2 protein-coding genes are annotated in these 15,287 nt (G+C 66.6%); both read left to right on the top strand.

Features of this window, described 5'->3' with window-relative positions; all coding sequences use genetic code 11:
* Nucleotides 1–8 precede the first annotated feature (8 nt).
* Complete coding sequence (locus M5B96_RS10415) at nt 9–6,617, top strand: non-ribosomal peptide synthetase (protein WP_248796630.1); 6,609 nt, start codon at nt 9–11, stop codon at nt 6,615–6,617.
* Between the two features lies 1 nt (nt 6,618).
* Nucleotides 6,619–15,285, top strand: a complete 8,667-nt coding sequence (locus tag M5B96_RS10410; RefSeq protein WP_248796628.1) for an amino acid adenylation domain-containing protein — start codon at nt 6,619–6,621, stop codon at nt 15,283–15,285.
* Nucleotides 15,286–15,287 lie beyond the last annotated feature (2 nt).

Genomic DNA, 15,287 nt, shown 5'->3' with positions numbered 1-15,287 from the left:
AAGCACGAGTGCAAGGGTTAATCGAGTCGGTAGGACAGCTCTCGTCCAAGCAGCGTAAAGGCTTGGCGGCATTGCTCAAGCGCAAGGGCATCAATCTGTTCGAGGTCGCGCCGGTGTTCCGCCGCGCGGCCGAGGAGCCCCTGCTGCTGTCCTACGCCCAACAGCGCCAGTGGTTCCTCTGGCAATGGGCGCCGGACAGTGCCGCCTACAACATCGCCACGGCCCTGCGGGTGTACGGCCAGCTCGATGCAAACGCCTTGCAGGGTAGCTTCCAGGCCCTGGTGGAGCGGCACGAAAGCTTGCGCACGGTCTTCACCCAGACCGATGGGCAACCGCTGCAGGTGGTGTTGCCCGCCGCTCGCTTCAGCCTGGATCTGCAGGCCCTCGAACCGAGCTCCCGGGCGGAGCGTGAGGCGCGGGTCCAGGCCTTTGTCCAGGCGCGGAGCCGGCAGCCTTTTGATCTGGCCAGCGGCCCGCTGTTGCGGGCCGCGCTGTTGCAGGTGACGGCCGATGAGCAGGTGCTGGTGCTGACCCAGCACCATATCGTTTCGGACGGCTGGTCCCAGCAGGTGATGACCGAGGAGCTGTTGGCGCTGTATGCCGATCTGAGCCAGGGCCGTGCGCCGCAGTTGCCGGCGTTGCCGATCCAGTACGCCGACTATGCGTTGTGGCAGCGGCACTGGATGGAAGCCGGTGAACAGGAGCGCCAGCTGGAATATTGGCTGGGCAAGCTCGGCGGCGAGCAGCCGGTGCTGGAGTTGCCGGTCGATCATCCGCGGCCGTTGTCCCCGAGCTTTGCCGGGGCCAGTCAGGCCCTGGTACTCGACCCGGCGTTGAGCGAAGGGCTCAAGGTCCTGGCCCGAGCGCAAGGGGTCAGTCTGTTCGCCTTGTTGCTGGCGTCGTTCCAGGCGCTGTTGCATCGCTACAGCGGGCAGGGCGATATCCGCGTCGGGGTGCCGGTGGCCAACCGCGAGCGGGCCGAGGTGGAGCGGTTGATCGGCTTCTTCGTCAACACCCAGGTGCTCAAGGCCGAGGTGGACGGGCAGTACGGCTTTGTCGAACTGCTGCGTCAGGTCTGGCAGACGCAGCAGGAGGCCCAGGCCCATCAGGACCTGCCGTTCGAGCAACTGGTCGAGGCGCTGGAGCCGGGACGCAGCTTGAGCCACAGTCCGTTGTTCCAGGTGATGTTCAATCACCAGGCGCAAGGGCGGGTGAATCCTCTCGGTGCGGCGCAGAATGTGGCATCGCCATCGCCACCCCAGGCATTGCGCATCGAACCGCTGCACTGGCAAAGCCGGACGGCGCAGTTCGACCTGGTGCTCGATACCGTCGATCAACCTCACGGTATCGAGGCTGTATTCAAATACGCCACCGATCTGTTCGAAGCGAGCACCATTGAACGCCTGGCCCGGCACTGGCTGAACCTGCTGCGTTCGATTGTCGAGAACCCACATCTGCGTATCGCCGATATCGTCCTGCTGGAGCCGGGCGAGCAGCGCCAGGTCCTGGTCCAATGCAACCCGGCACCCCGCCAATATCCGGTCGACGGCAGCCTGCAACAACGCATCGAAACCCAGGCGACGTTGCGTCCGGACGCGGTGGCCGTGGTCTTCGCCGACCAGCAACTGACCTACGGCGAACTCAACGCCCGCGCCAACCAGTGGGCCCATCGCCTGATCGCCCGGGGCGTCGGCGCGGATGTGCTGGTGGGCGTGGCCTGCGAGCGCTCGCTGGAGATGCTCGTGGCGATTGTCGCGGTGCTCAAGGCCGGTGGCGCCTATGTGCCGCTGGACCCGGGCTACCCGGACGAGCGCCTGCGTTACATGATCGAGGACAGCGGCCTCAAGTTGTTGTTGGCGCAAGGGCACCTGCCGGGGCGCCTGCCGATACTGGCGGACGTCGAGTGCCTCGACCTGGATCAGCTACCCCAGGACAGCTCGCGGGACAATCCGCCCTGTGTCACCGGCGCCGATCATCTCGCCTATGTCATCTACACCTCGGGTTCCACCGGCAAGCCCAAGGGCGTCTTGTTGCCCCATGGCAATGTGCTGCGCCTGTTCAGCGCCAGCGATGCCGGGTTTGGCTTCGGTGCCGACGATATCTGGACGCTGTTTCACTCCTACGCCTTCGATTTCTCGGTCTGGGAAATCTTCGGGGCCTTGCTTCATGGCGGCAAGCTGGTGCTGGTGCCGCAGGACGTCAGTCGTTCGCCCCAGGATTTCCACCGCCTGCTCTGCGATGAGCGGGTGACGGTGCTGAACCAGACGCCTTCGGCATTCAAGTCGCTGTTGTCGGTGGCCGTCGATTCACCGCGCGAGCTGGCCTTGCGTTACGTCGTGTTCGGCGGCGAGGCTCTGGAAGTGCAGGGCCTGCGCGCCTGGTTCGAGCGCTTCGGCGATCAGGCGCCGAAGCTGGTCAATATGTACGGCATCACCGAAACCACCGTACACGTGACCTACCGGCCGTTGTCCCTGGCCGACCTCGAACAGGCCGCCGGCAGCCCCATCGGCGAGCCGCTCAGCGACCTGTCCCTGTACCTGCTGGACGATGCGCTGAACCTGGTGCCGCCGGGCTGCGTCGGCGAGTTGTATGTGGCCGGTGCCGGGCTGGCGCGGGGTTACCTGAAGCGCCCGGAGCTGACGGTCACGCGCTTTGTTCCCGACCCATTCGATCCGCAGGGCAGCCGACGCCTCTACCGCAGCGGTGACCTGGCGCGCCGGCGTGCCGATGGCGTGATCGAATACATCGGCCGGCGCGACCAGCAGGTGAAAATTCGCGGCTTCCGCATCGAACTAGGGGAAATCGAGGCGCGCCTGCAAGACCATGCACGGGTGAGCGCGGCCGCGGTGCTGGCGCTGGAGGGCGCGAGCGGCAGCCAACTGGTGGCCTACCTGGTCCCCACCGATCCGGCGGTGCGGCAAGACGAGTCGCAGGCCACCACCCTGCACGGCGAACTGCGCAACTACCTCAAGGCCCATCTGGCCGACTACATGCTGCCGACGCACCTGGTGCTGCTGGATACACTGCCGCTGACCGCCAACGGCAAGCTCGACCGCAAGGCCTTGCCCGCTCCGGACAGTCATGTGCTAAAGCAGGCTTACGTCGCTCCGCAACGGGAAATCGAGCAGCAACTGGCGGCGATCTGGGCCCAGGTGCTGCGGGTCGACCGGGTCGGCCTGCGGGACAACTTCTTCGAACTGGGCGGGCACTCATTGCTGGCGACCCAGGTGATCGCCCGGGCGCGCCAGGAACTGGGCCTGGAGCTGTCCCTGCGCAGCCTGTTCGAGACCACGGACCTGGGCGGTTTTGCCGAGAGCGCCGGAACGGATCGGGCGCCGAACGCACCGGCCTTCCGCCTGGTCGATCGTAACCAGCCGCTACGCTTGTCCTATGCCCAGCAACGCCAGTGGCTGCTCTGGCAACTGGAACCGGATAACAGCGCCTATCACATCCCGACCGCGCTGCGACTGGACGGGGTCCTGGATCGTGAAGCCTTGCGCCGCGGCTTCGAAGCCCTGGTCGCCCGTCACGAAAGCTTGCGCACCACTTTCGGCCAACTGGACGGGCAGGGTGTACAGCAGGTGCAAGCGGCTGCGGTCTTTGCCCTGGCACTGGATGAGTTCAAGCCGATTTCGGGCGAAGACCCCGAGGCCTGGGTCAAGGCCCGCGTGGCGCAAGAAGTGGAGGCGCCCTTCGACCTGCAACACGGGCCTTTGCTGCGGGCACGCTTGCTGAGCCTCGGCCAGGCGCGGCATGTGTTGGTGGTGACCCTGCACCATATCGTTTCGGATGGCTGGTCGATGCCGATCATGGTCGACGAGTTGATCGAGTACTACACCGCCTTCAGCCAGGGTCATGCGCCCGTGCTCAAGGATCTGCCGTTCCAGTACGCCGACTTCGCCGATTGGCAGCGCGACTGGATGGCGGCGGGCGAGGAGGCGCGGCAACTGGACTACTGGCGCGGTCAGCTCGGCGACCAGCAGCCGGTGCTGGAGTTGCCGAGCGACCGGCCGCGCCCGGCGTTGCAGAGCAGCGTCGGGGCACGCCTCGAGGTCGCGTTCGAGCCGACCTTGCTGATAGCGCTCAAGGCGCTTGCCCGGGAGCAGGGCGTGACCCTGTTCATGTTGTTGCTGGCTTCGTTCCAGACCCTGCTGCATCGCTACTCGGGCCAGGCCGATATCCGTGTCGGCGTGCCGATCGCCAACCGCACCCGCGTGGAAACCGAGGGCCTGATCGGCTTCTTCGTCAACACCCAGGTGCTCAAGGCCGAGTTCGAGCCACAGGGTACCTTTGGCCAACTGCTGGCCCAGGTCAAGCAGGCGGCGCTGGGTGCCCAGGCGCATCAGGACCTGCCGTTCGAGCGCCTGGTGCAGGCCCTGCAGCCCGAGCGCAGCCTCAGCCACAGTCCGTTGTTCCAGGTGCTCTACAACCACCAGAGCGAACGCAAGGGGGTGGTGCGCCAAGTGCCGGGCCTGCATATCGAAGGCCTGGACAGCGGCGGTCATGGCGCCCAGTTCGACCTGGCGCTGGACACCGTTGAAGGTGAAGAAGGCCTGCGGGCGGCCCTGACCTATGCCACCGCGCTGTTCGATGTCGCCACCGTCGAGCGTATGGCCGCGCACTGGCGCAACCTGCTGCGGGCAATTGTCCAGGAGGGCGTGGCCCAGCGCATTGCCGACCTGCCGCTGCTGGATAGCCAAGAGCGCCAGTGCATCCTGCACCACTGGAGCCGTATCGACGGCGTTTACCCGGACGCGCCCTGCGTCCACGAGCGGATCGCCGCCCAGGCCCGGGCGACCCCCGAGGCCACGGCGCTGATCTTCGGCGAGGAGCAGTTGACCTATGCCGAGCTGGAGCGCCGGGTCAACCGCCTGGCCCACCAACTGCGGGCGCTCGGCGTCGGCCCGGAAGTGCCGGTGGGCATCAGTGTGGATCGCGGACTGGAGATGGTGGTCGGCTTGCTGGCGATCCTCAAGGCCGGCGGCGCCTACGTGCCGCTGGACCCGGAGTTCCCCCGCGAGCGCCTGGCCTACATGATACGGGACAGCGGTATCGAGCTGTTGCTCTGCCAGGCTCATCTGCTGGCACGCTTGCCGCTGGCGGCATCGCTGCGCACGCTGTGCCTGGACCCGGTCGAAGACGGGTCGCCAGGCCCAGGTGACGAAGCACCGGTCAGTCTCGTGCGGCCGCACAACCTGGCCTACATCATCTACACCTCCGGTTCCACCGGCCAGCCCAAGGGCGTGGCCATCGACCACGCGGCCCTGAGCGCCCATAGCCACGTCGCCATCGAGTATTTCCGCCTGCGACCCGAGGACCGCGTGCTGCTGTTCTCCACCCTCAATTTCGACGGCTTCGTCGAGCAGCTGTTCCCGGCCCTGTGCCACGGCGCGGCGGTTGTGGTACGTGGCAACGAGGTCTGGGACAGCGCCACCTTCCACCGTGAAGTGCTGCGCTCGGGGATCACCGTGGCGGACCTGAGCACCGCCTACTGGTACCTGCTGGTGCAGGAATTCAGCCGCCAGGTACCGAGGGACTTCGGCCCGCTGCGCCAGGTCAGCGCCACCGGCGAGGCCATGCCGCCGGAAGGCCTCGAACTGTGGAAGCAGGCGGGGCTGGGCCATGTGCGCCTGCTCAATACCTACGGCCCGACGGAAACCACTATCAGCGCCAGCTACCTGGAGTGTGACGCGTATGTTCGCGGTGAACTGCCCAAACCGTTGTCGATGCCGATCGGCCGACCGCTGGGGGGCCGGCGCATGTATATCCTCGACAGCGATTTCACCCCGGCGGTCCAGGGCGCCACGGGCGAGTTGCTGATCGGCGGCGCCTTGCTGGCCCGCGGGTATCACCGCCGTGCAGCGTTGACCGCCGAGCGCTTTATCCCCGACCCGTTCGCCGAGCAGGGCGGCGGCCGTTTGTACCGGACCGGCGACCTGGCCCGCTACCGCGACGCCGGGCTGATCGAATACGCCGGGCGCCTCGACCATCAGGTCAAGATCCGTGGTTTCCGTATTGAACTGGGTGAGATCGAAGCGCGCCTGCAACAGCATCCGCAGGTGCGCGAAGCGCTGGTGGTGGCTGTCGACGGCCCGTCCGGCAAGCAGTTGGCGGCCTATCTGCTGCCCGCCGATCCGGCCTTGCACGACACCCCGCGGCTTTTGCGCGAGGCCCTGCGCGACGATCTCAAGGCCAACCTGCCGGACTATATGGTCCCGGCGCACTGGGTGGTGCTCGACGCCTTGCCGATGACCCCCGGCGGCAAGCTGGACCGCAAGGCCCTGCCCAAGCCGGACCCGAGCGCCTGGCAGCAGGCCTATGCAGCCCCGCGCAGCGAGCGCGAACAGCAACTGGCGGCGATCTGGGCGCAGGTGCTGCAGGTCGAGCGGGTCGGCCTGGACGACAACTTCTTCGAGCTGGGCGGGCATTCGTTGCTGGCCGCCCAGGTGATCTCCAGGATCCATTCGGGCCTGGGAATCGACATACCGCTGCGGCTGATTTTCGAGAAACCTCAATTGAACGAGTTTGCACAGGCACTTGAAGGCAGCGGCCTTGCCCTGACCGATGACGGGCTGTCCGACATTGAACGCATGATGAACGATATGGCGGAGGCTTGAGATGGAGACCACCACGGCACAACGGATTGCCCGGCGTTTCGTCGGCCTGCCCCTGGACCAGCGCCGACAGATCCTGGAAAAAATGCAGGCCAGCGGGCAGAGCTTCAGGCTGCTGCCGATCGCCGTCACCCGGCACGAGGTCCCGCGTATTCCGCTGTCCCATGCCCAGCAGCAGATGCTGATTCTCTGGCAACTGGAGCCGCGCAACAGCGCCTACAACGTACCGATGGCCGTGCGCTTGAGCGGCGGGCTGGATGAGCCGGCGCTGGGCCGGGCCCTGGAGCAACTGGTGCGGCGGCATGAAAGCCTGCGCACGCGCTTTGTCTCGGTGGACGGTGTGTTTCATCAGGAGATTCTTGAGCAGTCTGGGGTGAACCTGGTGCGGGTCGATGTCTTGGCGACTGGCACCGACAGCGTCGAGGAGCACCTCAAGAGCTTGGTCCGCGCCGAGTTGAGCGCGCCGTTCGACCTGTTGCAAGGGCCATTGCTGCGGGTCAGGCTGTTCCGCCTGGGCGAAGCAGAGCACGTGCTGACCCTGTGCATGCACCACATCATTTCCGACGGTTGGTCGGGGGAGGTGCTGGTGCGTGAGTTCATCCGTTTCTACCAGGGGCCGCGTCTGGAGCTACCGGCGCTGCCGATCCAGTACGCCGACTTCGCCATCTGGCAACGGGCCTGGCTCGAAGCCGGCGAGGGCGAGCGCCAGCTGGCGTATTGGAAAGCCCAGCTGGGCGACGAACATCCGCTGCTGGAACTGCCCCTGGACCACGAGCGCCCGGCGCACCCGAGCTACCGTGGCGCCATCGTCCACAGCGACCTGACAGCGGCCCTCTCGGCACAACTCAAGAGCCTGGCGCGGCAGAACGGCCAGACCCTGTTCATGCTCAGCCTCGCGGCGCTGGCCGTGGTGCTTTCGCGCTACAGCGGCCAGGCCGATATCCGCATCGGCGCGCCGAATGCCGGACGCAGCCGCGAAGAACTGGAAGGGTTGATCGGCTTCTTTGTCAACACCCAGGTCCTGCGGGTACAGGTGGATGAGCGCGTCACCTTCCAGCAACTTCTGGAACAGGTGAAACAGGTGGTGAGCGGCGCCCAGTCCCATCAGGAGTTGCCTTTCGAACAACTGGTGGAAGCCCTGGCCCCGGAACGCCACCTCGGTCACAACCCGCTGTTCCAGGTCAAGATCAACCAGAACGTGCTGGCCGCCGCCAGCGCCGGGGACAAGGCCCACGACCTGAGCGTCGAAGCCTTCGCCATCGACGTCACCGATGCGCGCTTCGACCTGGCCCTGGATTTCACCGACACCGCGCAAGGGATCGAGGCCGGCTTCACCTATGCCACCGACCTGTTCGAGGCCGCGACCATCGAGCGCCTGGCCGCGTCCTGGCGCCAGGTACTGGAGCAACTGGCGCACGCCGCTGAGCAGCCGCTGCTGGCACAACCCGCTGGCGCCGCCCGGGCCATCGAGCACCGGACAGCGCCATGGCCCTTTACGGATTTCCTCGCACTCTGGGAACAGGGGCGGCGGATCGGGCATGGCCGGCCGGCGTTGCATGCCGCCGGTCAAGCGATCGACTACGACGAACTGGAACGCCGCTCCAACCGACTGGCGCACTATCTGCGGGCCCAGGGCCTGGGTCGCGGTGATGTGATCGCCCTGTGCCAGGAGCGTTCCTTCGAGTGGGTGGTCGGGCTGCTCGCCGTGCTGAAGACCGGCGCGGTCTACCTGCCGCTGGATACGGCGCAACCGCGCGAACGTTTGCAGCAACTGCTCAAGGACAGTGCCGCCACGCTGCTGATGCATGCGCCGGGCGATGCCAAGTCGGCCGGCCTGGGCATCTGCCCGGTGCTGGCCCATGACCCCGGACAATGGGCCGATTGCGCTGCCGAGCCCCTGGCGATCCGGGTCCTGCCGGAGCAGCCGGCCTATATCATCTACACCTCCGGTTCCACCGGGCAGCCCAAGGGTGTGCTGATCAGCCACCGGGCCCTGGCGAATTACGTGCAGGCCTTGTTGCAACGCCTGGACCTGGCGTCCGGGGCGAGCCTGGCGCTGGTCTCGACCATTGCCGCCGACCTCGGGCACACCCAGCTGTTCGGTGCGCTGGCGTCCGGTCGCCCGCTGCATCTGATGGCCGCCGAACACGCCTTCGATCCCGACGGCTTCGCCGCCTATATGGCCGAGCACCGGGTGGATGTGCTGAAAATCGTCCCGAGCCATTTGCAGGGCCTGTTGCAGGCCGCGCGGCCGGCGGACGTGCTGCCCCGGCAATTGCTGGTCCTCGGCGGCGAGGCCAGCCCCTGGGCGCTGATCGAGCAGATCCGGCGCCTGGCGCCGGAGTGTCGCATCGTCAACCACTACGGGCCGACGGAAACCACCGTGGGTATCCTGACCCATGAAGTCCAGGCGCGCCTGGCGGGTTGCCGCACGGTGCCGGTGGGGTGGCCGCTGGCCAATGCCCAGGCGCGGGTGCTGGATGCCTGGCTCAACCCGGTGGCGGAACGCGTCGCCGGTGATCTGTACCTGGGTGGTGCCGGCCTGGCCCAGGGTTATCTGGGACGGGCGGCAATGACCGCCGAACGTTTTGTGCCCGATCCCGAGTCGCTGCACGGCGAGCGTCTGTACCGTGCCGGCGACCGCGCGCGGCTAAGCGACGGGTGGGTGGAGTACCTCGGTCGGGCCGACGATCAGGTGAAGATTCGCGGCTACCGGGTCGAGCCCGGTGAAGTCGCGCAGGTGCTGCAAGGCCTGGACGACGTACGCGAGGCGGTGGTCCTGGCCCTGCCGCTGGACAGCGATGCTTCGCGCCTGCAACTGGTCGCCTATTGTGTTCCCGAAGCCGGCACCGAACTGGCAGTCGAGACCTTGCGCCAATCCTTGCTGGCCGAACTGCCGGAGTACCTGGTGCCGGCGCATATCGTCGCCCTCGAACGCCTGCCGCTGACCGCCAACGGCAAGCTCGACAAACGTGCGCTGCCCAAACCGGGTGTCGCCGGCAAGCGTTACACCGCGCCGGTCGGCGAGATCGAAGAAAAGCTCGCGGCGGTCTGGGCCGATGTGCTCAAGCTGGAGCGGGTCGGCAGCAGCGACAACTTCTTCGAACTGGGCGGCGATTCGATCCTCAGCTTGCAGATCATCGCCCGGGCCAAGCGCCAGGGCATCAAGTTGAGCCCCCGGCAGTTGTTCGAGAAACAGACCATCGGCCAACTGGCGACGGTGGCCCGGCTGATCGAGAAGAAGGCCGAGGTGGTCGAGGTGGTCCAGGGCAGCCTGCCGCTGCTACCGATCCAGGCACGGTTTTTCGAGCTGGAGATCCCCCAGCGTCAGCACTGGAACCAGGCATTGATGCTTGAGCCGTCGACGACCCTGGAGCCGGAACACCTGCGCAATGCCTTGCACATGCTGATCGAGCGGCACGAGGCCCTGCGCCTTGGTTTCGAGCAGCGGGACGGCGTTTGGCAGGCGAGCTTCGGCACGGGCGTCGCGATTGATCCGTTGTGGGTGCACGAACTCGACGATCCGGCGCGCCTGCGCGAACTGGCCGACGAAGCCCAGCGTAGCCTCGACCTGAAGCAGGGACCGCTGTTGCGCGCCCTGTTGGTCAACCTGCCGCAAGGGCAGCGCCTGCTGCTGGTGATTCATCACCTGGCGGTGGACGGGGTGTCGTGGCGCGTGTTGCTCGAAGACCTGCAACAGGCCTATACCGCCCTGGCGGCGGGGCGCTCGCCAGTCCTGGCGCCGCGCAGCAGTTCGCTCAAGGCCTGGGCCGAGCACTTGCAAGCTTATGCCCGTGGCCCGCTGCTCAAGGCTGAACGCAACTACTGGTTGCAGAGCCTCGGGCACGCGGAAGGCCAACTGCCCCGGGATAACCCGCTGGGGGCCAATACCCGGCGCCAGGTCCGTCATGCCCGTTCCTGCCTGAGCAAGGACCTCACCCAACAGCTGTTGAAAGTAGCCCCGGCGGCCTATCGGACCCAGGTCAACGACCTGCTGCTGACTGCCCTGGCCCGGGTGCTGTGTGCCTGGAGCGGGCAGGCGTCGGCGTTGATCCAGCTGGAGGGCCACGGTCGCGAGGACCTTTTCGAGGACCTCGACCTGAGTCGCACGGTGGGCTGGTTCAGCAGCCTGTTTCCCCTGCGGCTGACGCCATGCGCCGAGCTCGGGGCGAGTATCCGCCGCATCAAGGAGCAATTGCGCGCGGTGCCGAACAAGGGCATCGGCTACGGGATCCTGCGTTACCTGGGCGATGCCGGGACGGTCGCGGCGTTGCAAGCGTTGCCCGAAGCCCGGGTGACCTTCAATTACCTGGGCCAGTTCGATGCGCAGGCCGGCCCTGGCGAGCGCGTGCTGTTGATGCCGAGCGCCGATGACTGCGGCGCGAGCCAGAACGAGGACGCACCGCTGGGTAACTGGCTGAGCCTCAATGGCCAGGTCTACGACGGCCGGTTGCAATTGGACTGGAGCTTCAGTGGCGAGGTCTATCACGCCGAAACCATCGAGCGCCTGGCGGCGGCGTACGAGCAGGCGCTGGCTGAAGTGATCGGCCATTGCCTGCGCGACGAGCACCACGGCGTGACCCCGTCGGACTTCCCGCTGGCGGGCCTGGACCAGGCGCAACTGGATCGCCTGCCGGTGGCGGCGCGGGACATCGAGGATGTCTACCCGCTGTCGCCGATGCAGCAGGGCATGCTGTTCCACAGTCTGTCGGCACCGGCCTCGGGCAACTACCTGAACCAGATGCGGGTCGATGTGACGGGGCTCGACGTCCCGCGTTTCCGTGCCGCCTGGCAGGCCGCTATCGAGCGTCACGAGGCGCTGCGGGCGCGCTTTGCCGAAGGCCGCGGGCAGCCTTTGCAGGTGATCCGTAAAACCGAGGTCCTGGCCTTTGCCGAAGAGGATCTGCGCGGTCGCGACGGGCTTGAAGCGCTATTGGCCGAACTGGCCGAAGCGGATCTGCGGCGCGGCTTTGACCTGGCGGGTGAGCCGCTGTTGCGCTTGACTGTATTGCGCACCGCGGAACGAGGTCATCACCTGATCTACACCAACCACCATATCCTGCTGGACGGCTGGAGCAGTGCGCGGCTGTTGGGCGAGGTGCTGGAGCACTACAACGGACACATCGTGACGCCGCCGGGCAGCCGCTTGTGCGACTATATCCAGTGGCTGCAACGCCAGGACAGCGACGCTGATCAGCGCTTCTGGCGCGAGCAGATGGCGGCCTTCGACGAGCCGACCCGCCTGGTGCAGGCGTTCAAGGCCGGTGGTGTGGTGAACGCCGTTGGTCATGGCGAACATCGCCAGAGCCTCGATGCGGCGCGGACCCTGCACCTGGGCGAGTTCGCCCGCGAGCAGCGGGTGACCCTCAACACCCTGCTGCAGGCGACCTGGCTGTTGCTGCTGCAACGCTACACCGGCCAGCGCAGCGTCACCTTAGGCGCCACGGTGTCCGGGCGTCCGGCGGACCTGCCCGGTGTCGAGGAACAGTTGGGCCTGTTTATCAACACCCTGCCGGTGCTGGGCAGTCCGGGGCCGGAGCTGCGGGTCGGCGACTGGCTGCAACAGGTTCAGGCGCGCAACCTGGCCTTGCGCGAGCACCAGCACACCCCGCTGTACGACATCCAGCGCTGGGCCGGCTGGAGCGGCGAAGCGCTGTTCGACACCTTGCTGGTGTTCGAGAACTATCCGACCTCGCAGGTCCTGGAGCAGGGCGCGGACAACGGGTTGGCCTTCAGCGACTTGCAGAGCCGGGAACAGACGCACTATCCGCTGACCCTGGTGGTGGAGGTGGGCGAGGTCATGTCAGTGGACTACCGCTACGCCCGACAACAGCTTTCGGATGCGGCAGTGGCGCAACTGGCCGGGCATTTCGAGCACCTGCTGCTGGCCTTGGCCGGCTCGGCCGAACAGCGCCTCGGCGAACTGCCGATGCTCGCTGAGGCCGAGACGCGGCAGACGCTGCGGGAATGGAACCGGACCCAGGCCGACTATCCGGCCCCCGGGTGCCTGCACCGCCTGATCGAGGCCCAGGTGCGGCGTTCGCCCGAGGCGCCGGCGCTGCTGTTCGACGGACAACAGTTGAGTTATCGCCAGCTCAATGGCCGGGCCAACCAGCTGGCTCATCGTCTGCGCGAGCGCGGAGTGGGGCCGGATGTGCTGGTGGGCATCGCCGCCGAGCGCAGCCTGGAGATGGTGATCGGCCTGTTGGCGATCCTCAAGGCCGGCGGCGCCTATGTGCCGCTGGACCCGGAGTATCCTCGCGAACGCCTGGCCTACATGATCGAGGACAGCGGCATCGAGCTGCTGCTGACCCAGCGTCATCTGCTCGAGACCCTGCCGATCCCGGAGCACGTGCAGTGCTTGTGCCTGGATGTTGCCGAGCCGGTGGCTGCCTGTGAGGACAATCCGCGCAACCTGACCTTGCCGGACCATCTGGCCTATGTGATCTACACCTCGGGTTCCACCGGGCGGCCGAAGGGCGCCGGCAACAGTCATCGGGCGTTGTACAACCGCCTGGCCTGGATGCAGAAGGCCTACGCCCTGCAAGCCCAGGATACGGTCCTGCAAAAGACCCCGTTCAGTTTCGATGTGTCGGTCTGGGAGTTCTTCTGGCCGCTGCTGAGCGGCGCGCGCCTGGCCATTGCCAGGCCCGGGGAGCACCGCGATCCGCAACAGCTGATGGACAACATCGAGGGTTATCAGGTCAGTACCCTGCATTTCGTGCCGTCGATGTTGCAGGTGTTCATGGCCGGGCTGGACGTGGAGCGCTGCCGCAGTATTCGACGCCTGGTCTGCAGTGGCGAGGCGCTGCCGGCCGAGTTGGCCCAAGAGGTGTTGAAGCGTCTGCCCCGGGCGGCGCTGTACAACCTCTATGGTCCGACCGAAGCGGCCATCGACGTGACTCACTGGACCTGCACGGCCGACGACAAGTTGAGCGTGCCGATTGGCCGACCGATCGACAACCTCAAGAGCCATGTGCTGGACAATGGCCTGCTGCCGGCGGCATTCAGTGCCGCTGGCGAGCTGTATCTCGGTGGCGTCGGGCTGGCGCGTGGTTATCACTGCCGTCCGGCGCTGACCGCCGAGCGCTTTGTCCCGGACCCGTTCGACGAGCACGGTGGCCGCCTGTATCGCAGCGGCGACCTGGCCCGGTATCGCGATGAGGGGGTGATCGAGTACGCCGGACGTCTCGATCATCAGATCAAGATTCGCGGCTTGCGCGTGGAATTGGGCGAAATCGAGGCCCGCCTGCAGGAGCACCCGGGCGTGCGCGAAGCCAATGTCATCGATATCGACGGGCCGCTGGGCAAGCAGCTGGTGGCGTATCTGGTGCCGCTCGAACCCGATCTGGTCGACGCCGGGCCGTTGGCGCAAGGCCCGTTGCGTGAAGCGCTCAAGGCGCATCTCAAGGCGCGGTTGCCGGAGCATATGGTGCCGGCTCATCTGGTGCTGCTGGAGTGCATGCCGCTGAGCCCGAACGGCAAGCTGGAGCGCCGTGCCTTGCCGGCGCCGGATGTGAATGCCGCGGGGCCGCTCTACCGGGCCCCGCGTACCGAGCTGGAGCAGCGTCTGGCGGTGATCTGGGCGCAGGTGCTGGAGGTCGAGCGGGTCGGGCTGGATGACAATTTCTTCGAGCGCGGCGGTCACTCGCTGCTGGTCATTGCGCTGGTCGGGCGCCTGCGCGAAGCGTTCGAGGTGACGATCAAGTTGCATGACTTCCTGTTGCTGCCGAACCTGGAAGCGCTGGCGGATTTCCTGCGGGAAGGGCAGGCGCGGGTCAAGTCGCCGGTGATCGCCATGAATGCCTGCCGTAATGAGCGCAGTCCGCTGTTCTGCCTGCCGCCGGGCGGCGGCGGGGCCTACGCCTACTACCCGTTGGCCGGGGCGCTGGGCAATCAGCGCCAGGTCTATGGGCTGGTCAACAAGAGTTATGTGGTGCCGGGCTGGTTCGACGAGTCCTGGGACGGCATGGTGGCGTACTACCTGGAGCAGATCCGCGCTACGCAGCCGCACGGGCCTTACAACCTGTTGGGGTGGTCGTTGGGTGGGGCATTGGCCATCGAGGTCGCCCATCGTCTTGAGCAGGCGGGTGAACCGGTGGGCTTTGTCGGGCTGGTGGATTCGCTCATGCCCCGGGGGGGCGAGGGGTGTGGCGTCGAACCTGAAACGGAGGCTGATGCGCCAGTCGAGGAGCCTGGGTTGCATGGCCCGTTGTTGAGCAGCCTGTTGGCCTTTGTGCCGGGGCTTGATGAAACGACGGCGCTGGGTTTCCTGGAACAGGCACGTGCCAGCTTGAGTGACGAGCAGGCGGTGGTCGAGCGGGTGATCGAGCAGGTGGCCGAGCTAGGTGGCGTGAGTGTCGAGCGCTTGCGCGAGATTCATCGCGATATCGCGCTACAGGATGAGATCGAGACCGGGTATCGCTTGCTGCATGCCAATGCCCTGTTGAGCGAGGCTTTCAGCCTGAAGCCGTTGTCGGTGAAGGTCGATTGCTGGTGGGCGGCGGGGAGTCGCAGCGCCGCGCAGATCCGCGACGCCGAGCTGCGGTTGTTGCGCGAGTGTGCGGTCAACGGCCTGGCGGGGTCCCGGGTGTTGGCGGAGAACCATGACAGCGTGATCTTCAGCCCGGTGCTGTTGAATGCGCTGCTGGAGTGCCTGGCCGGGCGATAAGG

Source organism: Pseudomonas sp. MWU13-2105 (assembly GCF_023242315.1).
Lineage (GTDB): Bacteria > Pseudomonadota > Gammaproteobacteria > Pseudomonadales > Pseudomonadaceae > Aquipseudomonas.
The sequence above is the reverse complement of the archived record's forward strand: the minus strand, read 5'-3'. Positions and strand labels throughout refer to the sequence as shown.